Here is a 23287-nt window from a genome sequence, read left to right as displayed (position 1 = left end):
TAATTATTTTATAAAAGTTTCAAATTTTATATATTTACTTCCTATTGATAGAATCGACTATTTGTTTATATCAAATTAAATACCTCAAATAATGAAAAATAGTATCCGGTTATTTGCTTCTCTTTTTATAATTATATTTTTATCTTCTAGTATCATTCATGTGCATGCTAGTGTCAGTTTTTCTGATCTAAAAGAGAGAATTTATTTAATTGCCCCACCGCCTACAGTAAATACCCCCATTAATTTATGTCAAAATAGTACAGCAAGCCCCTTAACAGCTACATCTTCTCCCGGTGGGACTTTAATTTGGTATGGGACAAATGCAATTGGCGGTGTAGGTTCTGCATCTGCACCAACTCCTTCTACAACAACAGTCGGCCAGACAAAGTATTACGTAAGTCAGAACGATGGCACAGGAGAGAGCACTAGGGCCGAAATTGTTGTAAATGTAGTCGCTGATAATGGAGCAGCTATTTTATCTTTCAGGTGTGACCCTACGCAAGCTACAACTACCACTTCTGTTTTTTTTGATTGGGCAAATAACCCGCTTATTTCGAATACTTATAATTATTCGTATACTATTAATGGAGGTCCTACAGTTAGTGGAACCACAGGTGTTTCGCATCAAGAGGTTTTTGGTGTATCACCTGGAGAATCAGCAACATTGACCTTGTCATCTGCAACACATCCTTGTGTTCCTCCACAAACATTGACTTGTACTGTTCCTTGTGGAGCTTCTACGATAACTCCAAATTTTCCTACCATAGCTCCTATTTGTTTTGGATCGGTAGCTCCAATTTTAGGGCCTACGTCTCCAAATAATATTACAGGTACTTGGTTACCGGCTGTCATTAGCAATACAACAAGTGGTAGTTATGTCTTTACACCAAATCCAGTTTTATTTCCTTGTGCTACTACGCAAACTTTAAACGTTACAGTTACACCTTTAATTACACCTACTTTTTCCGGTATTCCAGCAACTGTATGTCAAAATGCTATTGCTCCAGTTTTACCTTCTAACTCAAATAATGTGCCTTCTATTTCTGGAACATGGAGTCCTGCTACTGTAGATACTTCAATTTTGGGCCCGGTTACTTATACATTTACGTCTAACCCTGGGCAATGTACTTCAGTAACTCCTACAATGGTTACTATTACAATTGTTCAAAATGTTACCCCAGATTTTGCTTCAATTGCCCCTTTTTGCTCAGGAACAACAGCACCGATATTAACAAGTACCTCTCCTAACGGGATCGTTGGATCTTGGATGCCTGCTACAATTGACAATACTACTAGCGGATCGTATGTTTTTACACCCAATCCAAATCAATGTGCTAGTTCACAGACATTAAATGTTTCGATTATTCAAAAAGCTACACCCGATTTTCAACCTATCTCCCCTATATGTACAGGGACAGCAACTCCTGTTTTGAATAATACGGCACCAAACGGAATTACTGGTACTTGGTCTCCAGCGACAATTGATAACACCGCTAGTGGAAGTTATGTATTTACACCTAATTCAAATCAATGTGCAAATACGCAGACGCTTAATGTTGTAATTACAGCAGTTATAAACCCTGGATTTGCTTCGTTTTCAGTTTGTTCAGGAAGTATACCTCCAACTTTAAATCAAACGTCTCCAAATGGAATTACAGGGACTTGGTCTCCTGGAATAGTTGATAATATGACAAGTGCTTCATATGACTTTATTCCAGATCCAAATCAATGTGCTAGTGCTCAAACAATCGATGTTACTGTAATACCGTCTAATACTTTAGTTGATTTCACATGGACTGTAACGGAAGCTTTTGCAGAAAATCAAGTAATTACAATTTCAGCTACCGCAGCAGGGAACTATTCTTATATGCTGGATAGTGGACCGCTACAGGATAGTCCAATATTTGAATATGTTTCTTCGGGCTATCATTCTGTAACGGTTATAGACCAAGGAGGGTGTAGTAACCCAATTACAAAATCAAATATTCTAGTAATTAATTATTCAAAATATTTCACTCCAAATGGAGATAGTTATAATGATACTTGGAATATAGCGGAATTACAAGATGAATTGGGTTCTAAAATTTTTATTTTTGATAGATATGGTAAGTTACTAAAGGAAATTAGACCAAACGGAAATGGATGGGATGGTAATTATAATGGGCAGCCAATGCCAAGCAATGATTACTGGTTTGTAGTTGAATATACAGAACAGAATATTTCAAAAAAGTTTAAATCTCACTTTTCATTAAAACGTTAAAAACAAAAAAACTCCCGCCATGGCGGGAGTTTTTTTTAATTCTAAAATGTGTTTTATGTTTAGATAGTAACAGGTTTTTCAGCAGTGAAGATGAAATAAGCACCAATTAATATAAAAGGAATACTGAGCCATTGACCTGTAGAAAGCAAACCTAAGGCACTTTCAAAACCTCCTTGGCTCTCTTTTACAAATTCTACGACTATTCGTACAGTGAATAATAAAACTAGAAAAAGACCAAATAAGAAACCTGATTTTTCTCTTGCTTCTGTTTTCCAATACAAGAAGAACAAGATAGCAAATACAAAAACATAACAAAATGCTTCGTATAATTGTGCTGGATGTTTAGCAGGTACTTGCTCTAATAAACTAGCAAACTTTGGATTAGTTGCTATCGCATGATAAGCTTCTTTTGGATTTGCAATTTGAGTTGCATTAACAGCATCTCTTGGACTAAAATAATCTCTAACAAACTTTATTCCAAATGATGAAGTTGTTTCTTTTCCAACAATTTCTGAATTGAAAAAATTACCTAATCGTACAAAAATTGCTCCACTTGCAACAGCAATAACAACTCTGTCTAAAATCCATAATAAGGGTCTTTTTAGTATTTTTTTGCTGTAATAATACATTGCAATTATGATAGAAATGGCTGCGCCATGACTGGCCAGCCCTTGATATCCAGTAAATTCCCAGCCAGGGATAAAGCCAAACAAATTTTCTACAGCATTTTCTCTAATAGGTAGAAGAATTTCGACTAAATGATTACGATAATATTCCCAATCATAAAAAAATACATGACCTAAACGGGCTCCAAGTAATGTGGCAAGTACAGTCCAAATGAATAAAGAATCTAGTTTTTCTATAGATTCATTTTCTCGCTCATATATATTTTTCATGATATACCATCCTAATCCAAAAGCAATTACAAACATAAGGCTGTAAAAACGGATTATAAAAAAACCAAGATCAATTCCTTCCGATGGATTCCAAACTATATTTAAAGCGTGTGTCATTATTTTTTATTTTATGTAAAAATACATTTTTTGTTAAGAGTTTCAGTGTGAAATTTAAGTTAAAGATTACTTTTTAAGCTTTTTATAACATTCTGATTTTCATTATGCGGTTAAACTTGATTAATGGTTGCATTTCTTTTTTGGAACAGGGTCATAGCCTGTTTTTCCCCAGGGATGACAACTTAAAATTCTTTTTATACCTAGATAACCACCTCGAAATAGACCATGTACTTGTAAAGCTTCAATCATATAAGCAGAACATGTAGGATCAAAACGGCAGGTTGCAGGCATAAGTGGAGATAATACTAATTGATACAATCGGACCAATAGTAAAAAAGGAAAAATGAGGATTTTTGATAGTATAGTTTTGAAGTGTTGCACTTGGTTTCTATTTTTACTTAATGTAATTGACTATCTTAAATTGATCTTTAAATGCTAAAGGTTGTTCCTTCTTTTCCATCTTTCAATTGTATTCCTAAAGCAATTAATTGATCTCTAATTTGATCCGATAGCGCAAAATTCTTATCGGCTCTTGCTTGATTTCGCATGCTAATAAGCATATTAACTGTTCCTTCTAACTTGTCATTACTGTTACTAGCTGAATTTTCGTCTTCTAAGCCTAAAACATCAAATACAAAAGCATGCATAGCTGTTGAAAACAGTTCTAGATCAGAAGCAGTTAATTTTTCTTTTCCGTCATTTAGTAGGTTGATATAACGTACTCCTTCAAATAATTGAGCAATTAAAATAGGAGAGTTAAAATCATCATTCATAGCGTCATAGCAAGATTGTTTCCATGCAGCTATATCAAGTGTACTAGTAGTACTAGAAGTTAGTTGCTTGATAGTATCAATCGCTTCCATCAATCTTTTATATCCTTTTTCGGCAGCAACAATGGCATCGTCAGAAAAATCAAGAATACTTCTATAATGGGCTTGAAGCATAAAAAATCGAGCAACTGATGCCGAAAATGCTTTACTTAATATTGAATTTTCACCAGTCAAAATCTCTCTTGGAAGAATGTTGTTTCCAGTAGATTTTGCCATTTTTTTACCGTTCAAAGTCAACATATTGGCATGCATCCAATAATTTACTGGAGTCTGTCCTGTACATGCTTCATTTTGTGCAATTTCGCACTCATGATGCGGGAATTTTAAATCCATTCCGCCACCGTGAATGTCAAAATGATTTCCTAAGTATTTTGTACTCATTGCAGTACATTCTAGATGCCAACCTGGGAATCCATCACTCCATGGAGACGGCCAACGCATAATGTGTTGTGGCTCTGCTTTTTTCCAAAGCGCAAAATCTTGCGGATTTCTCTTATCCGATTGTCCATCAAGATCACGGGTATTAGCAAGCATATCTTCGATATTTCTTCCACTTAGTCTTCCGTAATGATTTGTTTTATTGAACTTAACAACATCAAAATATACAGATCCATTGGCTTCATAACCAACTCCTGTTTCAATAATTTTTTTGATGATTTCAATTTGTTCAATAATATGTCCAGTAGCCGTTGGCTCAATACTTGGCGGTAAAAAATTAAACGCTTTCAAGATATCATGAAAATCTACAGTATAGCGTTGCACTACTTCCATAGGTTCCAGTTGCTCTAAACGCGCTTTTTTAGCAATTTTATCTTCGCCTTCATCTACATCATCCACAATATGACCTACATCCGTAATGTTTCGTACGTACCTAACTTTGTATTCTAAATGCAATAAATATCTAAAAATAACATCAAAAGACATAAATGTCCTAACATTTCCAAGGTGAACATTGCTGTAAACCGTAGGTCCACATACGTACATTCCAATGTTTCCTTCGTTAATAGGAACAAATGTTTCTTTTTCTCCCGAAAGAGAATTGTATATTTTTAAAGATTGATCGTTATATAGAGGCATTTTTATTTTTTTAGGAGCTATTTCCTGCTTTTCGCTGCAATCTTTTTATTTTTGAAAATAAAAATAAAAAGGATTTTCACTTCAATCAGGGCTAGGGCATTATTTGTTTTAAGTAATCCTTCTAGAATTTTGTTTCTAATTTGATATAATCCAAAAATTCTCTTCTTGCTTGAGGTTCTTTAAATTTACCACCAAATTCTGAGGTTACGGTACTACTTTCAATATCACTAATACCTCTTGAGTTTACACAAAGATGTTTGGCATCAATGACACAAGCAACGTCTTGAGTTCCTAATGCTCTTTGAAGTTCTTGAACTATTTGCATTGTTAAACGTTCTTGTACCTGTGGTCTTTTAGAATAATATTCTACAATACGATTCATTTTTGAAAGTCCAATTACTGTACCATTAGAGATGTAAGCAACATGTGCTCTTCCTATAATTGGTAATAAATGATGCTCACAAGTAGAGTAGAGTGTAATGTTTTTTTCAACTAACATTTCACCGTATTTATAATTATTGTCAAAAGTAGATGCTTTTGGTTTTTTTGCAGGATTCAATCCTCCAAAAATTTCTTTAACAAACATTTTTGCAACACGATTAGGTGTGCCCTTCATGCTATCATCTGTCAAGTCCATCCCAAGGGTAATTAGGATACTTTCAACATCTTTTTTTATTTTTTCAATTTTTTCGTCGTCACTTATTGCAAAAGCATCGTCTCGAACTGGATTTTTTGCACATGAACCAATATGATTATCTCCTATTTCGTCATGAATTTCTTCATTGTTTATCATTAAAAGGTACTGTTATAGTGGGTATATATTTTTAGGCTGTAAAGATAATTAATAAAAACTAAAGAATTTCTATAGGCTTTAATAATAAATGGTCTCTTTTAGACAGTATTGGCAAAGCCTCTACCATTATTATGATAACTAAAAAACAAAGGCAATAACTAAATGGTAGTTATTGCCTTTGTAATTAATAGGTTATGTTTTCAGGAGCACCCTATGGAAAGGATTTTTTTAAAGGTTTCCTTATTTTATTGTACCCTATTTAATTATTTAGAATTATAAGTTGTAATTGCTTCTTTAAGGATGTGTACAGCCGTAATTAAATCTTCTTTTTTCAATACATAGGCTATTCTAACTTGGTTTAAACCAACTCCAGGAGTGGAATAAAAACCAGCAGCTGGTGCTACCATTACCGTTTCACCATTTAAATCGTAAGTTTCTAATAGCCATTGTGCAAAATAATCTGCGTTGTCTATAGGCAACTCTGCGATACAATAAAAAGCTCCTTTCGGAGTAGCTACTTTTACACCCTCTATTTTATTTAATTCGGTAATTAGTGTATCTCTACGTTCTCTATATTCAGAGATTACTTCGTCAAAATAACTTTGTGGCGTGTCTAGAGCCGCTTCACTTGCTACTTGAGCAAAAGTAGGTGGGCTCAATCTTGCCTGTGCAAATTTCATTGCCGTTGCCATTAGTTCTTTGTTTTTTGAAACTATACAACCAATTCTTGCACCACACATACTGTATCTTTTAGAAACAGAATCAATCATAATGGCGTTTTCCTCTAGTCCAGGAATGTTCATTACAGAATAGTGTAAATCACCATCGTAAGTAAACTCTCTATATACTTCATCAGCAATCAAGAATAAATCGTGTTTTTTTACGATTTCTGCTAGTTGCATGATTTCCTCTTTGGAATACAAATAACCAGTTGGATTACCAGGATTGCAAATAAGGATTGCTTTTGTTTTTGGTGTAATTAATTTTTCAAAATCTGCGATAGGAGGTAAAGCAAATCCAGTGTCAATCGATGAAATAACTGGAACTACCGTTACACCAGATGCTGTTGAAAAACCATTGTAATTGGCATAGAAAGGTTCAGGAATGATGATCTCATCTCCTTGGTCCATAGTACTACCCATTGCAAATAACAACGCTTCAGAGCCTCCAGTAGTAATAATGATGTCTTCAAAATTAATTGGTAAACCTTGGTTTTTGTAAAATTGAGATAGTTTAGTTCTATAGCTTTCAAAACCAGCGGAATGACTGTATTCTAAAACTTCTATATCAAAGTTTTTAACAGCATTGATAGCTACTTCTGGTGTTTTTATATCGGGTTGACCAATATTTAGATGATATACTTTATTGCCTTTTTTCTTAGCAATTTCTGAGTAAGGAACTAATTTACGGATAGGTGATTCAGGCATTAAATTACCTTTATTCGATATTTTTGGCATGATTATAATTGTTGAAATGCAAATTTGCGATTTTTTTCTCAATTTTAATAGGCTTATATCCCTTATTTGTTGTTAAATGTGCAATATTTATCTGTTTTTTTAGTAATTTTATATAAATCATTTCTATGAAAAAAAATCTGCTGTATTTTTTTTTACTCCTTTATTCTTTTTCTACTAATGCTCAAGATGGATTTCATTTTGTGAAAAATAGCAATAAAGTAAGTATTCCTTTTAAATTAATAAATAATTTAGTCTTCATTCCATTAAATGTTAATGGGGTTGAGCTGACTTTTTTATTGGATACAGGTGTTGAAGAGACAGTATTATTTAGTTTAGAAGATAAAAAGGAAATCAATTTAAAAAACATTGAAAAAATAAGTTTAAAAGGGTTGGGAAGTGAAGAAGCTGTTGAAGGACTAAAGTCAACTGGGAATTTATTGGAGGTAAAAGAGATGGAATCGCGGAATCATCTTTTGTATATTATTTTGGATCCGGATTTTAATCTGTCATCTCATATTGGAATTCCTGTAAATGGAATTATAGGATATTCTTTTTTTAAAAATAATCTAGTAGAAATTAATTACGATAAAAAAAGAATATTTTTTTACCAGGATAATGGTAAAAACAAGAGAAGGATTGAAAAAAAATATAAAAAATTACCAATTTCCATTGAAAGAGCAAAGCCTTATATTGTTGCAAATGTTATGATTGACTCCGTTAATATCGCTTCAAAATTATTGGTCGATATTGGTAATAGTGATGCGGTTTGGCTTTTTCAAAATGTATCTGATAAAATAAAAGTACCAAACAGAAATTTTGAAGATTATTTGGGTAAAGGTTTTAGTGGAGATGTGGAAGGGAGAAGAGCCCGTATTTCAGAATTTATAATTTCCGATTTTAAATTTTCTAATCTCGTAATAGCATTCCCAGATTCGAATTCTGTGAAGCATGTAAAAATGGTACCCAACAGATTCGGTTCAGTAGGGGGTGAAATTTTAAAAAGATTCTCAATAGTTTTTGATTATCCTAACAATAGCTTGTATTTTAGAAAAGGGAAAGAGTACTTCGCTCCTTTTAATTATAATAAAAGTGGAATTGAGATCAGGCACAGTGGAATGCAATGGGTGCAAGAAACCGTTCATCTTCAGACTGTACCAGTATTGGCGGATACTTTTGATTCAAAAGTGGAAAAGAAAACATCTGATTTTCAATATAAATTTAAATTAAAACCTATTTATGAAATAGCAAACCTTAGGAAAAATTCTCCAGCAGCTCTTTGTGGTTTACAATTAGGTGATGTGATAGTTTCTATCAATTCGAATTTAGCTCATAAATATACATTACAGCAAATCAATTCTTTTTTAAAATCGGAGGATGAAAAATGGATTACTGTAGAAGTATTAAGAGAAGGGGTAGTTTTAAAATTTAAATTTCAACTTCAAAATATTTTGTAAAATAAAACACCTCTTGAACTATTTATCAAGAAGTGTTTTTATGTATTGTTTTAGTTCTTAGTTAGCTATAACCTCACCTTTTATTTTTAAAGGGATTCTACCTTCATCATAATTAACAGCATTAGACTCTACAGTAATTGTTTTTCTAATAGGGCCTGGTACCATGTTGTATTTTACTTCTATTTTGGATGATTTACCTGGTAATATGGTGTCCGTTTGTTTCGATAAAATAGTACAACTCGATGTCGATTGCACAGAGGATATAATAAGAGGAGCATTTCCAGTATTTGTAAATACAAATGCTCTTATACCATTATCTTTTCCTTTTGTAATTGTCCCGTAGTCAATCGTATTATTTTCGTCTTTAAAGTCAATTTTAGCTCCGTTTTGTGCAAATCCAATACTACTGAATAATACGACCACTATTAATGTTGCTATTTTTTTCATTTTAAATTTTATTTAATAAAAGTAAATATACTTTGTTTTAATTAGAGCACAAATTTTTATTTCCCTTTTTATAGTGTACTTTATTATTTACTTTTGTTCCCAATATGAATTGCAATAATTAGACCAAACTATTTTTATGACTTGGTCAGTCGGTTATTCGACTAGTAATCATTGTATTAATAGAATAATTAGATCACTAAATAACGATTAAACGAATTCACTATAAAATGACAATTCCTGCACAATTTGACGCTAAAACTATTGAGAACAAATGGTATGAATACTGGATGGAAAATAATTATTTCCATTCGCAGCCAGACCATAGAACACCTTATACTATTGTAATTCCTCCTCCAAATGTCACTGGAGTCTTGCATATGGGGCATATGTTGAACAATACTATTCAAGATGTTTTGATTCGTAGAGCACGTTTAAAAGGATTCAACGCTTGTTGGGTTCCAGGAACGGATCACGCCTCAATCGCTACAGAAGCTAAAGTGGTGGCTAAATTAAAAGCAGAAGGAATCAATAAAAATGATTTGACTCGAGAAGAGTTTTTGGCACATGCTTGGGATTGGACAGATAAATATGGTGGCGTAATTTTGGATCAATTAAAAAAGCTTGGTGCTTCTTGCGATTGGGAAAGAACAAAATTTACTATGGATCCAGATATGTCAGCATCTGTAATTCGTTCTTTTGTTGATTTGTATAACAAAGGACTTATCTACCGTGGATATCGAATGGTAAACTGGGATCCAGAAGCTAAAACGACTTTATCTGATGAAGAAGTAATTTTCGAAGAACAACAAGGAAAACTATATTACATTCAATATAAAATTGAAGGATGTGAAGACTTCTTGACCATTGCAACGACTCGTCCTGAAACTATTTTTGGGGATAGTGCAATTTGTATTAACCCGAATGACGAACGTTTTGCTCATTTAAAAGGAAAAAGCGCCATTGTTCCTATTTGTGGTCGTATTATTCCTATAATAGAAGATGAATACGTAGATATCGAATTTGGAACAGGATGTTTGAAAGTAACTCCTGCCCATGATATGAATGATAAAACCTTAGGGGAAAAACACAACCTTGAAATTATTGATATTTTCAATGAAGATGCAACAATGAATAGTTTTGGTTTACATTACCAAGGGAAAGATCGTTTTGTGGTTCGTGAAGAAATAGCAAAAGAACTGGAAACATTAGGTGCTTTAGCAAAAACAGAAACCCACTTGAACAAAGTAGGAACTTCTGAAAGAACGAAAGCTGTTATTGAACCGCGTTTATCGGATCAATGGTTCTTGAAAATGGAAGATTTAGTAAAGCCAGCAATCCAATCAGTTTTGGTAGATGGAGATATTAAATTGCATCCAAAACGTTTTGAAAACACCTATGCACACTGGTTGAATAACATACGTGACTGGAATATTTCTCGTCAATTGTGGTGGGGACAACAAATTCCTGCTTATTTCTACGGAGACGGAAAAGAAGATTTTGTTGTGGCTGAATCGATCGAAGATGCTCTAGTGCTTGCGAGAGAGAAAACTTCAAACTCAAAACTTGAAACAAAAGATTTAAGACAAGATGTTGATGCATTAGACACTTGGTTTTCTTCTTGGCTATGGCCAATGTCAGTTTTTGGTGGTATAATGGATCCAGAAAGTGAAGATTTTAAATATTATTACCCAACGAATGATTTAGTAACGGGTCCAGATATTTTATTTTTCTGGGTAGCGAGAATGATTATTGCAGGTTATGAATATACAGGAAAAAAACCATTTACAAATGTCTATTTGACAGGTTTAGTTCGTGACAAACAAAGACGTAAAATGTCTAAATCATTGGGGAATTCACCAGATCCTTTGGATTTAATTGAAAAATTTGGAGCTGATGGGGTTCGTGTAGGATTGCTTTTAAGTGCTTCTGCAGGAAACGACATTATGTTTGATGAAGAGTTATGCAACCAAGGAAAGGGGTTTACTAATAAAATTTGGAATGCCTTTAAATTGATCAAAGGATGGGAAGTATCTGAAAGTATTCCACAACCAGAATCTTCTAAAGTGGCGATAGAATGGTATGAAGCGAAGTTGCAACAAACACTTTTAGAAATCGAAGATAATTTTGAGAAATACAGAATTTCAGAAGCTTTAATGGGAACCTACAAATTAGTTTGGGATGATTTCTGTTCTTGGTTTTTAGAAATGATTAAACCAGCATACCAACAGCCAATTGATAGTATAACTTTTGCGAAAGCGATAGAAATGCTAGAAAATAACTTAAAAGTATTGCATCCATTTATGCCTTTCTTGACCGAGGAAATTTGGCAAATATTAGCTACAAGAACTAAGGAAGAAGCTTTGATTGTTGCTACTTGGCCAGAGATGAAACCATTTAATGCAACTTTAATTACTGATTTTGAAAGCACAATGGAAGTGATTTCTGGAATTCGTACCATCCGTAAGGATAAGAATATTCCATTTAAGGATGCGATTGAATTAAAAGCAATCAATAACGATAAAGTTTCTACTTATTTTGATTCGGTTATCACTAAATTAGGGAACATCACTTCGTTAGAATATGTTACTGAAAAAGTGGATGGGGCTTTATCGTACCGTGTGAATTCTAATGAATATTTTATTCCAATTACTGGAAACATAAACGTTGAAGAAGAAATTGCAAAACTGACAGCTGAATTAGATTATACAAAAGGATTTTTAAAATCAGTTCAAAATAAATTAGCGAACGAAAAATTTGTTGCAGGAGCACCAGAAAAAGTTTTGGCAAATGAGAAGCAAAAAGAGGCAGATGCTTTGGCTAAAATTGAAACTATTGAAAATAGTTTGGCAGGACTGAAATAAAGGGAAGCAGATAACTCAATTTAAAACCCATCTCATTTAAAATGAGATGGGTTTTTTAGATTTATTGCAAAACGAACTCATTTAATAAGTGTAATCAAATAGATGGTAGCCCTATTTTATCGACGAACATCATAGTGATTGTATTTTAAAGGGTATTTTTTCCTTTAAACGATTTATGCGTATTTACGGACAAATTGTTAATATTTTTGTACAGTAATTATTAAATACCACATTTACTACCAATGAAAAAAATATTTAGTTCCACTTACAGAAAAGATTATTTTGACGGATATTCAATAGGTTTAGACCCTTTGTTGCCATTTAGTGGTACAAAAAAGGCAGGTTTTATTGCTGGATTTAAATCAGGACGTTTAGACTATGAACGAATGAATGGATGTATTAGTAACGGAATTCCAAATCGGATTGTTACTGAAAAAGTTTTAGAAGATTTCCTTATTGCAGGCATGTTCGGTTTACCTATAGATGCCGATGAATACACGGCTTATCAAATCAATATAATTTCAAAATGGTATCAAAGTGGTATTGAAAAATATGAGCCTAATGAACATACTAGCCTAGTAGAATTACTGGAAGAGAACGGGATTTTTATGAAATAAATTTTTTAATACTACTCGATTATTAATGCTTTTAAAACTGGAGTTTTCAGTTTTAGGATTTTAGAAATCACTCTTTTTTATTTGTACGATCAATAAGTAAGAAAGTTGGATAGGATAGTACAGCAATAATTATAATAATTACAAAGTTTTTAGTGTCGCTGTAGGCAAAGCCTATTAACAAAGTTAAGGTGGCTATAATCATCAATATCGATGTCCATGGATACCCCCAAGATAAATAAGGTCTTGGTAAATTGGGTTCTTTGGTTCTTAATTTCATTAGTGAGCAATAGGCCAATCCCCAAACAATGACAGACATGAAGGTTCCAAACGAAAACAATATTTCAAATGAACCTATACTAATCAAGAATAGACTAAATAATGAAGAGATTAAAAGCGCCACAATTGGAGTGCCACCCTTATTTATTCTAGTTCCTTTTTGTGTAAAAAAGCCATCGCGACTCAATCCAAATAGTATGCGAGCAGGTATCATCATATAGGCATTCAGAATGCTAATTAAAGAAAAAATGGCAATGACAGTGACTATTATTGAACCATTGTGTCCAAACACAACTTTAGCAACATCTGAAGCTACTAATGGAGAATTAGCCAATGCTGAAACGGGCAATACTTGAAAGAATGCCATATTTATCAATATATATATTACTATAACTATTATAGCTCCAGTATATAAAGATTTGGGGATGTTTTTACTTGGGTTTTTATCTTCTTCAGCAAAAAAGCAAACAGCGTACCAGCCATCATAAGTACCAATAATTAATTGTAGTGATTTAAAGAAACCGAAAACAATTCCCATTTCAAAGAAAGGAGTATCTTTTTCAATAGGATTAAATTTAAATCCCGAATAGATAAAACAAGCAACAATTAAGGCAACAAAAAACAGGACTTTTATTATACTTGTCATTTTTTGTATGAAACTGCCATTTTTTACTCCGCTGACGTGTAATAAGGTAAAGGCGACTAGAAAACCGATGGCTATTACTGTTGTTTGACTTTCAAGACTCGGAAATAAAATAACTAGATATTCACTAATTACGATACAATAAAAAGCGGGAGGGACCACATTAGTAATGTAGTCAAACCAGCCAGATAAAAAACCAGCATAATCACCAAAAGCTCTTTTTATGTAATTGTATGATCCACCAGCTTTGGGAAGCATAGTAGCTAATTCTGCATAGGAATTTGCGCCAACTAAGATATAAAGTCCGCCTAAAAACCAACAGCTAATGATAAGCCAATAATTGTCCAACATGCCCGCGATGGCACCTGGTGTTCGCAGTATTCCTACTCCGATGGTACCTCCAATTAATATTGCAATTCCAAAACCCAAGCCTAAACTTTTTTTCAATTGGTTTTTTTTTGATTTTGTCATAGCAATTTAATTTTTAATAGCTGTAGCAGTAGAAGTGTAACTAGTCTTAGCCTAAAAGAGATTATGATACTTATTATCTATTCACTTTTACGATGTTAAGTTTGTAAGAAAAAGTGTTATTTGAACCAAATATACTAAAAATTTGTATTCTTCTTAAAAGCAAAAAACCCGCCTATTGCTAAACGGGGTTTACTTATTTTTTTCAAAAATGCTAACTAAATAAAAACAAGAATAATAAAGGAAATACAACACCAGCTACTGCTAGTTTCCAACCTCTATTTTTCCAACTGAATTTACCTGCTTTTATCATTATAGTTCCAGTTAAGGCAATAATAATTAGGCTTATCGCAAAAATATCGGAATAATAAATCCAAAAATTGGACGTATTCTTGTGCAATGTCATTGATTGACTTATTATGGGGGTTTTAAAGAAAGAAACAATTTCCCCTTTTCCTGTTTTCATGTCTATTTCGACATCATGACTTTCAAATGAAATTTTATAAGTTCCTTTTCGAACCATTTGACGTCTCATTTTGTCTTCAATTCCTAATTTTTTACCTAAGTCCTTAGCAAAATCTTCGTTTAACCCACTTTCTTCTGGAAGTGGAACTTCAATTGCTTTTGTTTGGGTAGTATATTTTTCAGGATGCCAAGATTCTCTGTGATTCATCATAAGTCCTGATAAAGCAAAGGAAACAATTAACCCGATGTAGAAATAACCTAAGTCGCGGTGTAAATTTCTGAAATTGATTTTTTTCATAGTTCTAGTTCTTTTTAAAAGTAAAAAGAGATAAAAGGGATTGTTTAAAATTTATATTTTAATGAAGTCATTACTTGACGAGGTCCAATGGGATTTACACTATAATTTTCATGTACTGTATAAGCCAATACATTAGCAACATTTGATAATTTACAAAGGATTGAAAATTTACCCCATTCGTAACCTGCAGATACATCTACTGTTGTGTAATCACCAAGAGGGATTTGTCTGTCTCTTATAGTTTGTTCTTGTGTATTGGCATCAATAAGAATTTGGTTGTTCCATCCACCCACACGTTTTCCTATATAGTTTCCAATTGCTCCTATAGAAACTCCTTTTAACAATCCTGATTGTAACGTATAGAAGAAGCTCAAGTTGGCAGTATTAGCAGGTGTTCTTGCTAAACGATCCCCTTCAATAAAACTTCCGTTAAGGCCTGATGTTTTAGTGTATCGCATATCATTGTAGCTGTAACCTGCATTGATATTTAATCCATCAGTTGGTCTTGCAGTAATATCAATTTCGATTCCCTTACTAGTTGTTTCCCCGCTTAATACTTTTATTGAAGTATCTGTATTAAAAGTACCATCGGCTTTGAATTCAGCCGTTTGCGCTAAATTGCTATTGGTAATTTGATAGACAGTAACATTAGCGCTCAATAAACCTTTCCAGAAATCTTTTTTAATTCCTGCTTCATATTGATCAATCAAAGAGGGTTTAATAACTTTTCCATCAACTGTAGTTCCTGAATTTGGAGTGAAAGAATTCGAATAACTCGCAAATAAAGACATGTCTTTGGTTGGTTGGAAAACTAACCCTAATTTTGGAGTAAATGCTTGATCATTTCTTATTTGATCTTCCGTGATTGTTATAGGTGTTGTAGTATAATCATGAGTGGTTGCTTGTGATTCTTGCCATGACCAACGTAATCCTGCTAATACTTTAAATTTATCTGTAATCGAAATCAAATCTTGTGCATATACTCCAAAACTATTCGTGTTTGTTTTTACGATTCTAGTAATATTTCCTTCTGGAATAGCACCACCTTGATCAAAATTTTCGAAATCAAAAATATTTCCAGATCCGTAAGTAGAGGGGGAGAAGCTAAATCGATACGCTTGTGCAAATGAGTTTTCAAAATCAACTCCAGTAAATAATTGGTGTTTTACACTTCCTGTATTAAAACAGCCTTGTAGATTAATTTGTTGCCCAATATTTTGTTCCAGGTTTTTATTTTGTCCCAGTGGTCTGCTCCAATCACCATTATCAGCTGGTTGAATACGCTCTGTCCCTTTTGAAATTCTGTTGTAATCTTGAAAAGAGGTATTGAAATTTAATTTCCAATCTTTGTTAAACTCATGCTTTACTAATCCAGATACACTAGATTGTCTTGTTTGTCCATTAGACCATGTTGCTCCTAAATAAGTACTACGAGGTACATCGGCAATTTCTTTTCCTATGATTCCTGTACCAAAATCGGGTGTCCAATTATCATGTAGGTAATCACCTTGTAATACAATCTCCGTTTTATCACTAACTTTGAAAAGGAACGAAGGATTAATATAATAGCGTTCTTTTTTTACCACATCCCTAAAACTTTCAGAGTTTTCATAAGATCCCGTAAATCGGTATGCAATATAGCTGTTTAAAGGACCGTAAATATCAATAGAGGGTTTATAGAAAGCAAAACTACCTGCTTGCATGCTTATTTCTCCTCCTTTTTCGAATGAAGGTTTTTTAGTCACCATGTTCATAATTCCTCCTGGAGCTACATTTCCAAATAAAAGAGCGGCACTTCCTTTTAAAATCTCTACTTTTTCTAAAGATGATACTTCGGGAACAGATCCGCCACTAAAACGGAACCCATTTTTAAACATATTGTTTGCCGTCATATCATATCCTCTAGACCAGATGGATTCTTGAGCACCACCACGAGCGGAGCCTACATAGGCACCATTTACATTTTTTATAACATCACTTAATCGGATGGCTTGTTGTTGTGTGATGATTTCATTACCAATTATCTGAATACTTTGAGGGATATCTAATGGTTTTAACGATAGTCCAGAAAGTACATTTTCTTTTTTCTTATTGGTACTTCCTTTAAATACAATTACAATTTCTTGTAAGGATTCAATGTTTTCATTTAATTTGAACTCTACGTAGGTCACTGTATTTGGGGATACTTTAATTTCTTTGGATTGTTTTTTTAATCCTTCTCCCTCAATTGTTAAGGTATGAATACCTACGGGGAAATTATCAAATCTAAAGGTTCCATCATTATTTGTTTCACTTGTATAAGCTCCTTTTGCTAATTTAATTACAATTTCTTTCAAAGGATATCCATCAGCAGAAACTATTTTTCCTTGTATAATTCCTTTTTCTTGTGCGTTTACAAAAAGAGTTGCAAATAATAATAATGCTATGATTCTAAGTTGAGCTTTCATTTTATTTAGATTTATTAAAAATAACGGTGCAAATATATAATCTGATTTTGAATTGACAAAGCTTATTTAGATTAAATATCAATAATTATTTTAATTTTTTTTTAAGAATTTGATTGTTAGTCATCTACTATTTTTATTGGATGACAAAAATGTATAATTACGTAATTTTAGTTTTTTTGTTTCTTATTTTTCCCCCACCAAATTAAAGTTCCTGTAACGGGTAAGCTGGCTATTAATAAGCTAATTAGAAAAGCAAATACTTTTCCGGCTAGGCCAAAGATGCCACCAGTATGAATGTCATAATTCATTTTCGTTAGGGTATCTGCAAGTTTAGCATCCTTTTTTCTTCCCCAAATGTGGTTGACCTTAATTTCTTTTAAGGAGTATTGATCAAAATAGCGGTAGTCTATTTTACTGTAGGTTTCTTTATCACTATTTATATTTACTGCTATCGAGGAATTATCATTTTCTGGAGGATGTAATTCTATAGATTCGGCTTTGGGATGTTCTATTTTCATTTTTCCCCAGATAATATCTAGAGGTGAAGCTGGAGCATTTTTTGGTTCTTTTTCTATTTTAGAAATTGGCTCGACATAAACTAAGGATTTTTCGCCCCCTAAAACTTTATAATAAGAAAAAGCAAACCATTGAAATCCCCATATTAATCCTGTTACCGCAAAAATGAAGGCAATCAGCAAAACATAAAATCCAGTAATGTTATGTAAATCGTAATTTTTTCGTTTCCATTTCATCCCTTTTTTCCACTTGAAAGTGAAACGCTGTTTGGCTGCATTTTTGTTTTTAGGGTACCATAATATAAATCCTGAAATGATGAGAATTAGGAATAGTAAAGTAGCTGAGGCAACTACAACTTGCCCAATTTGATCTGGTAACCATAAGTAGTAGTGTCCGTCTAAAATGAAATGAAAAAAACCAGTTTCATTATCGACTGTTTTCAATACTTTTCCAGAATAGGGGTTTAAGTACGTGGTGTAATAATAAGTAGGCTCATAATGAAAAAAAATGGCTTCTGCAGCATCTGTTTTTCTATTGTATTTTAAAGCGTGAATCGTTTTGGTAGGTAGTTGCTTCTGGGCAATCTTGAGCAATTGAGATGGAGGCAAAAAAGGAGATTGTTGTTCTGGGACAAAACGATATTCCTCAGTCAGGTTTTGAATTTCTTCTTGAAAAGCATACAAACAACCTGTAATAGCAATGATAAATACAATTATGCCCGAAGATAAACCCAACCATAAGTGTATTTTCCCTATTCCTTTTTTTAAATTATTATTTTTCATTAGATAAGAATAAAACTCCTCACCGAAATGAGGAGCTTAATTAAACAAAACTGAAACAAAACGAACTAACTTTAAAATTTATATCCAACTGATAAGCGAAAATTAGTACCCGCTTCCGCTTGCCAGTAATACATATCACTATAGCTATAATAGCCACCAGAATACAAGTATTTATTTAAGATATTATTGACAACTAGATTGATAGATACTTTGTTTTTTTGGTAAGAAACTCCTCCATCTAATCGGAAATAATCAGGTAAACTAGCAGTGTTATCTGGTGAGATATACCATGGAGCTCTTTTTACCTGGTATTGATAACCTAGTGAAAAACCAACTCCATTCAAAGTACCTCTGTCTACTTTGTAATTCAACCAAGTATTTTGAATGTGTCTGGTAGTTCCTGCTATTTGGTTTCCTATTATAGATTCATCAGTATCTTTAGTAGTTTTTCCTTCAGTAAAGGCATAGTTAACTATAAGGTCTAAGTTTTTTACGATTTCACCTCTAATGTCAACTTCAAATCCTTTTACTTTTTGTTGTCCACTTTCTCTGCTATACTGCATCCCTCCTGAAGCGTGTTCTGGGTCAGCTGTAAGTACATTATTTTTTGTGATTTGGTAAACTGAAACGACAGAATTCCATTTTCCGTTCAACCAGTCTCTTTTTAAGCCAAATTCAATATTTCCACCTGTTTCAGGATTAAAAGATTTTCCTTGCCAGTCTGTACCATAGTTTTCATTAAAAGATTGATCGTTTACAAAATAGGCTGATGTATTTTTATCAATTGAATAGCTTAATCCCACTCTTGGCGTAAATTTGTTGTTTTTAGCGTTGCCAGCATAAGCATTATATGCTTTAAGTACAGTATATCTTCCTGCTAATGTCAATCGCAGTTTGTTGTCTAAAAACCCCAATTCGTCTTGCACATAAAAAGCTTTGTAGTTATTTTGGTATTTAACACCTCTTTCTTCTAGGCTTTTGCTTCTGTCAAAAGTAGGCGAGGCAGCTAGTGTTCCGTGTACAGGATTGTAAATGTCTAAATCGGGTAAAGCAACAGATTGTGCAAAGTCATGATAGAATGTTTTATCGCTCATATCGATGCCTGATAGTATTTTGTGTGAGATAGCTCCAGTTTGAACTTCACCATTTAAAAATGCTTGACCTACATATACTTTACCTAAAACATCCCAAATACCAGCACCACGTTTAAGAATTGCATCATTAGTAGTATCAAAACCAGTTGGCCACAATGACATCCCTTCTTGCTGGTAATTTAGGTAAGACGTTTGTGCTGTGAATTTCCAATTGTCATTGATTTTATGTTCTACAATAGCAAGAATATTTCTTTCTATCATTTTTGTAGGATCTAAATTAGCTTCGGATGTAGAGAAGCTTCTTGGTAAATCAGCATATCCTCTGTGTGAAAACAAATAATTAGCTCCTATCGCATTTACTTTAGAGAATTGTTGGGTGTATTCAAGTGTAATTGCTGTTTTATCTGAAACCAAATATTTAAGAACAGGGGCAAAGGAATAACGATCATTGAAGTCAAAATCACGGTAACTGTTTTTCTTTTCTCCCATTACATTGATACGGTACAATAATTTTCCGTTTTTGGTCAATTTTCCGTCAAAATCTAATGTCGCTCTGTACATGTCAAAACTTCCTAAAGTCAAACTCGCTTCTCCTTTTGTACGGCCGCTGGGTTTTTTAGTAACTACATTATAAAAACCACTTGGATTTCCATTAGCCAGCATAAATCCGGCAGGCCCTTTTACAAATTCAATACGTTCTACCATACTCATATCCTCAGTTAATGGTCCCCAAGTGGAACTCATATTCATACCGTTTCTAAAAGCAGCTACTTGACTTCCTCTCATCGTTATATTAGCATAATTATCCCAATGCTCTACTCTGGTAGCACCACTTACGTTACGAGTAACCCCTTCTAACATGTCAAATATTTGTTGGTCATTAATTAGTTTTCCAGTGATTACCTGTATGTTTTGAGGAATTTCAATGATGGGAGACTGTAAACGCAACGAGGAAGAAATTCTATTGGTTTTAAAAGCACTTTTATTACTTAGAATTACTACTTGGTTCAGTTCATTGTTTGATAGAGAAAGCGTAATGTCAACAGTGGTTGTTTCGTTATTTTTTACTGCAACTCGTTTTTCAATATCATTGTTTCCAATTAAACTTACAACTAATGTGTATTCCCCTTCGTTTAAATTTTTTAGAATAAAGACACCGTCATTATCTGTAATGGTAGTTTTGTTTTTTCCTTTCAAGGTAATGGATACTCCTTCAGCCGCTTTATTACCGCTGGTATAAACAGTTCCTTTTATTGCTGTTTTTTGCTGCTGACCAAAAGTTGTATTTAAAGAAATTAGTGACAGACAAAGGAGCAATAAGAAAGTGGGTGTTTTTTTATTAAAATAGTGCATATTAAAAAATAATTAAAGTTATAGATTTATTTTTATTTAGAATGAATAAGAATAATGCAAATCTATATTTTAATTTTTATTTAACAATAGTTATTTAGATTAAATAAAAATAAATTTTTTACCCAATTGTTTTACAGTATTTTATGAATCGAAAACAATACTGTTTTTTATATGAAAGGTTGTTGTTTATAATGTATTATGTAAAATGGTCGTTTTTTTATGAATCTTCACCCAAGAATAATTGTCTGAACTGCATACATGAAATAGTAGTATTTAAACTGACTTTTTAAATTTTAGGAGAAAGTGGAAGGAGCATAGAAATTTAGTTTTTAAAATACTTAAATTTACAGCTTCGAATTAGTGCCTATCATTTTTTAAAAAGAGCAGTAATTTTTGAAACCATTCAAAATAAATGATACAATCCTATTTAAAAAAAATACAGCATTCTCCTAAAGGATATAGAATTGCCAACACCGTATTTTTTTTCATCTCGGGATTTGGATATTCTTCTTGGGCATCTCGAATTCCTGCTATTAAAGCGCAATTGCATTTAAGTGAAGCGCAATTTGGAGCCGTTTTATTTGCATTTCCAGTAGGATTGATGTTAACTATGCCATTTACTGGAAGGTTATTGAATAAATATAGCAGTCGGTATTGTATGTTATTAGGTGCCATATTGTTTAATATCGTATTGGCCTTACCTGGTTTTGCTGCTTTTGTTTGGCAATTGGTTATAATCCTCTTGATTTTTGGCTCTTCTAGAAATATTTTGAATTTATCAATGAATGCACAGGCACTTGAAGTTCAAAAACTGTATCCAAAATCAATAATGACTACTTTTCATGCCGTCTGGAGTTTGGCAGGATTTATAGGAGCAGGTTTAGGTTATGTAATGGTTACTCAAAAAATTGCGCCTTCCTTTCATTTGTTGGGAGTAAGTGTTGCAATGATGGCAGTTACAGCATGGGTTTATCCACAAACAATTCATACCGAACCGGTGAAGGAGAAGAAAAAATTCTTTTCGATGCCCGACAAAAACCTGATCAAGTTTGCTATAATTTGTTTTGTGTCGATGGCCTGTGAAAATACCATGTATGATTGGAGCGGAATTTATTTTCAAAACATATTACATGCATCACCAAAATGGACCACAGCAGCTTTTGTTTTTTTTATGACTGCGGTGACATTAGGGCGTCTCTTGGGAGATTATGCCGTATTTAAATATGGTATAAAACCAATTTTATTTTATAGCGGTATTTTTATTAGCTCTGGTTTTTTGATTTGTTTTCTTTTTCCTTTTATTTCGACAACCATAATTGGTTATTTTTTAATAGGAATTGGGGTGTCGTGTGTTGTCCCATTAGTGTTCAGTATCGCTGGAAAATCAAAAAGTTTGAGCAATGGTAGCGCACTAACGTCTATTTCAACTATTGGATATCTTGGTTTTTTGATTGTGCCACCAATGGTTGGATTCATTTCTCAAATTTCGAGTATGAAATGGGCCTTTTTAATAATGGCTCTTTTGGGAATCATTATGATTTTTATGGTCAATAAAATTGCAACCGAAGAAGCATAATTGTATTTTTTCTTAAATCGGTACTATTTAGATTTCGTCATCACATATTTTTCGGAGCTTGGTTTGCCTGATTGCATACCTGAAATCTCCGCTATTAAACTGTCTTTTGAAACGCTTTTGTAGCTTATTTTTTGAGGGTAATCGTGTTTTGGATTTTCAAAAACCAATTCTTTTTCGGTGGTTTTAGTTAGTTTAAAAGGAACCGGTTTGTCTTCATTTTGCCCTTGTACGTTGGCATTATAAGTTAATTCTTCTCCTTTTTGTTGCAATTGAATGGTTTCAAAGTGAATCGTGTCTTTTCCTTTTATGAAATACGATTGCCCTTCATATGTACTGTCATTTACTTTTTCCCAAGTCTCTGATAAATTTCCTTCGGCAGTTTTGTTTTCCCAAGTTCCCAGTAACCAATGGGCAGTTTTTATCTTGTCTTTTTCATTCTTATCAGATGAATCTGATTTCTTGCAGGATAGCAATGTTACGATCAGCAGTAGTAAAGTTATTTTTTTAAACATCTTGATTTCGAATTATTGTTTGTTGAACGGATACAAAATTAGGAAAAA

At 33.1% G+C, this 23287-nt stretch carries 17 protein-coding genes; 5 read left to right on the top strand and 12 right to left on the bottom strand.

What is annotated here, in order from left to right; translation table 11 throughout:
• Positions 1 to 91 precede the first annotated feature (91 nt).
• On the top strand, positions 92 to 2260 hold the full coding sequence (locus AB3G34_RS10230; protein ID WP_369752377.1) for a T9SS type B sorting domain-containing protein: 2169 nt from the start codon (positions 92 to 94) through the stop codon (positions 2258 to 2260).
• Positions 2261 to 2319: 59 nt separating this feature from the next.
• Here the strand turns inward: AB3G34_RS10230 and lgt are convergent, their stop codons facing one another.
• From lgt to AB3G34_RS10205, 5 genes are all read right to left on the bottom strand, one after another.
• Entirely contained in the window at positions 2320 to 3273 is a 954-nt protein-coding gene (gene lgt, locus AB3G34_RS10225; RefSeq protein ID WP_367754641.1) for a prolipoprotein diacylglyceryl transferase, read from the bottom strand.
• Positions 3274 to 3393: 120 nt separating this feature from the next.
• Entirely contained in the window at positions 3394 to 3636 is a 243-nt protein-coding gene (gene yidD / locus AB3G34_RS10220; RefSeq protein WP_369754093.1) for a membrane protein insertion efficiency factor YidD, read from the bottom strand.
• Positions 3637 to 3701: 65 nt separating this feature from the next.
• Positions 3702 to 5180 carry a cysteine--tRNA ligase gene (cysS, locus tag AB3G34_RS10215; protein ID WP_369752376.1) on the bottom strand — a complete coding sequence of 493 codons (1479 nt, stop codon included), beginning with the start codon at positions 5178 to 5180 and terminating at the stop codon, positions 3702 to 3704.
• A 121-nt stretch (positions 5181 to 5301) separates the two neighbouring features.
• Positions 5302 to 5973: a GTP cyclohydrolase I FolE gene (folE, locus tag AB3G34_RS10210; RefSeq protein ID WP_367771508.1), complete on the bottom strand. Its 672-nt coding sequence runs from the start codon at positions 5971 to 5973 to the stop codon at positions 5302 to 5304.
• A 263-nt stretch (positions 5974 to 6236) separates the two neighbouring features.
• Positions 6237 to 7430 carry a pyridoxal phosphate-dependent aminotransferase gene (locus AB3G34_RS10205; RefSeq protein ID WP_367771505.1) on the bottom strand — a complete coding sequence of 398 codons (1194 nt, stop codon included), beginning with the start codon at positions 7428 to 7430 and terminating at the stop codon, positions 6237 to 6239.
• Positions 7431 to 7555: 125 nt separating this feature from the next.
• On the opposite strand from AB3G34_RS10205, the gene AB3G34_RS10200 reads away from it, so the two are divergent.
• On the top strand, positions 7556 to 8884 hold the full coding sequence (locus AB3G34_RS10200; RefSeq protein ID WP_369752375.1) for an aspartyl protease family protein: 1329 nt from the start codon (positions 7556 to 7558) through the stop codon (positions 8882 to 8884).
• A gap of 57 nt (positions 8885 to 8941) precedes the next feature.
• Here AB3G34_RS10200 and AB3G34_RS10195 read toward each other — a convergent pair whose 3' ends face one another.
• Positions 8942 to 9331 carry a DUF1573 domain-containing protein gene (locus AB3G34_RS10195; protein ID WP_367754631.1) on the bottom strand — a complete coding sequence of 130 codons (390 nt, stop codon included), beginning with the start codon at positions 9329 to 9331 and terminating at the stop codon, positions 8942 to 8944.
• 227 nt (positions 9332 to 9558) lie between these two features.
• Between AB3G34_RS10195 and AB3G34_RS10190 the strand changes: the two genes are divergently transcribed.
• Together AB3G34_RS10190 and AB3G34_RS10185 are read left to right on the top strand one after the other, a co-directional pair.
• On the top strand, positions 9559 to 12192 hold the full coding sequence (locus tag AB3G34_RS10190) for a valine--tRNA ligase (protein ID WP_369752374.1): 2634 nt from the start codon (positions 9559 to 9561) through the stop codon (positions 12190 to 12192).
• 242 nt (positions 12193 to 12434) lie between these two features.
• Positions 12435 to 12809, top strand: a complete 375-nt coding sequence (locus AB3G34_RS10185; protein ID WP_367771493.1) for a hypothetical protein — start codon at positions 12435 to 12437, stop codon at positions 12807 to 12809.
• A 67-nt stretch (positions 12810 to 12876) separates the two neighbouring features.
• Here AB3G34_RS10185 and AB3G34_RS10180 read toward each other — a convergent pair whose 3' ends face one another.
• The 5 genes from AB3G34_RS10180 to AB3G34_RS10160 form a co-directional block, all read right to left on the bottom strand.
• On the bottom strand, positions 12877 to 14199 hold the full coding sequence (locus AB3G34_RS10180) for an APC family permease (protein ID WP_367771491.1): 1323 nt from the start codon (positions 14197 to 14199) through the stop codon (positions 12877 to 12879).
• A 211-nt stretch (positions 14200 to 14410) separates the two neighbouring features.
• Entirely contained in the window at positions 14411 to 14959 is a 549-nt protein-coding gene (locus tag AB3G34_RS10175) for a PepSY-associated TM helix domain-containing protein (protein ID WP_367754623.1), read from the bottom strand.
• Positions 14960 to 15003: 44 nt separating this feature from the next.
• On the bottom strand, positions 15004 to 17406 hold the full coding sequence (locus tag AB3G34_RS10170; protein ID WP_369752373.1) for a TonB-dependent siderophore receptor: 2403 nt from the start codon (positions 17404 to 17406) through the stop codon (positions 15004 to 15006).
• Positions 17407 to 17573: 167 nt separating this feature from the next.
• The gene (locus tag AB3G34_RS10165) at positions 17574 to 18704 is read right to left on the bottom strand and encodes a PepSY-associated TM helix domain-containing protein (protein WP_369752371.1); all 1131 of its coding nucleotides are present in this window, start codon (positions 18702 to 18704) and stop codon (positions 17574 to 17576) included.
• A gap of 71 nt (positions 18705 to 18775) precedes the next feature.
• Entirely contained in the window at positions 18776 to 21151 is a 2376-nt protein-coding gene (locus tag AB3G34_RS10160) for a TonB-dependent siderophore receptor (RefSeq protein ID WP_369752370.1), read from the bottom strand.
• A 412-nt stretch (positions 21152 to 21563) separates the two neighbouring features.
• Here AB3G34_RS10160 and AB3G34_RS10155 point away from each other — a divergent pair, with 412 nt between their 5' ends.
• Entirely contained in the window at positions 21564 to 22727 is a 1164-nt protein-coding gene (locus AB3G34_RS10155; RefSeq protein WP_369752369.1) for an MFS transporter, read from the top strand.
• A 23-nt stretch (positions 22728 to 22750) separates the two neighbouring features.
• Here the strand turns inward: AB3G34_RS10155 and AB3G34_RS10150 are convergent, their stop codons facing one another.
• Entirely contained in the window at positions 22751 to 23239 is a 489-nt protein-coding gene (locus AB3G34_RS10150) for a DUF6265 family protein (RefSeq protein ID WP_367754613.1), read from the bottom strand.
• Between the last annotated feature and the right edge of the window lie 48 nt (positions 23240 to 23287).

This window comes from Flavobacterium sp. WC2409 (assembly GCF_041200085.1).
Taxonomy (GTDB): Bacteria; Bacteroidota; Bacteroidia; order Flavobacteriales; family Flavobacteriaceae; genus Flavobacterium.
Note: the sequence above shows the minus strand (reverse complement) of the source record. Positions and strands in the feature narration are given on the sequence as shown.

Coding starts and splice junctions, on each gene's coding strand:
- AB3G34_RS10230 (WP_369752377.1), top strand. CDS start 92: ATGAAAAATAGTATCCGGTTATTTGCTTCTCTTTTTATAATTATATTT.
- lgt (WP_367754641.1), bottom strand. CDS start 3,273: ATGACACACGCTTTAAATATAGTTTGGAATCCATCGGAAGGAATTGAT.
- cysS (WP_369752376.1), bottom strand. CDS start 5,180: ATGCCTCTATATAACGATCAATCTTTAAAAATATACAATTCTCTTTCG.
- folE (WP_367771508.1), bottom strand. CDS start 5,973: ATGATAAACAATGAAGAAATTCATGACGAAATAGGAGATAATCATATT.
- AB3G34_RS10205 (WP_367771505.1), bottom strand. CDS start 7,430: ATGCCAAAAATATCGAATAAAGGTAATTTAATGCCTGAATCACCTATC.
- AB3G34_RS10200 (WP_369752375.1), top strand. CDS start 7,556: ATGAAAAAAAATCTGCTGTATTTTTTTTTACTCCTTTATTCTTTTTCT.
- AB3G34_RS10195 (WP_367754631.1), bottom strand. CDS start 9,331: ATGAAAAAAATAGCAACATTAATAGTGGTCGTATTATTCAGTAGTATT.
- AB3G34_RS10190 (WP_369752374.1), top strand. CDS start 9,559: ATGACAATTCCTGCACAATTTGACGCTAAAACTATTGAGAACAAATGG.
- AB3G34_RS10185 (WP_367771493.1), top strand. CDS start 12,435: ATGAAAAAAATATTTAGTTCCACTTACAGAAAAGATTATTTTGACGGA.
- AB3G34_RS10180 (WP_367771491.1), bottom strand. CDS start 14,199: ATGACAAAATCAAAAAAAAACCAATTGAAAAAAAGTTTAGGCTTGGGT.
- AB3G34_RS10175 (WP_367754623.1), bottom strand. CDS start 14,959: ATGAAAAAAATCAATTTCAGAAATTTACACCGCGACTTAGGTTATTTC.
- AB3G34_RS10170 (WP_369752373.1), bottom strand. CDS start 17,406: ATGAAAGCTCAACTTAGAATCATAGCATTATTATTATTTGCAACTCTT.
- AB3G34_RS10165 (WP_369752371.1), bottom strand. CDS start 18,704: ATGAAAAATAATAATTTAAAAAAAGGAATAGGGAAAATACACTTATGG.
- AB3G34_RS10160 (WP_369752370.1), bottom strand. CDS start 21,151: ATGCACTATTTTAATAAAAAAACACCCACTTTCTTATTGCTCCTTTGT.
- AB3G34_RS10155 (WP_369752369.1), top strand. CDS start 21,564: ATGATACAATCCTATTTAAAAAAAATACAGCATTCTCCTAAAGGATAT.
- AB3G34_RS10150 (WP_367754613.1), bottom strand. CDS start 23,239: ATGTTTAAAAAAATAACTTTACTACTGCTGATCGTAACATTGCTATCC.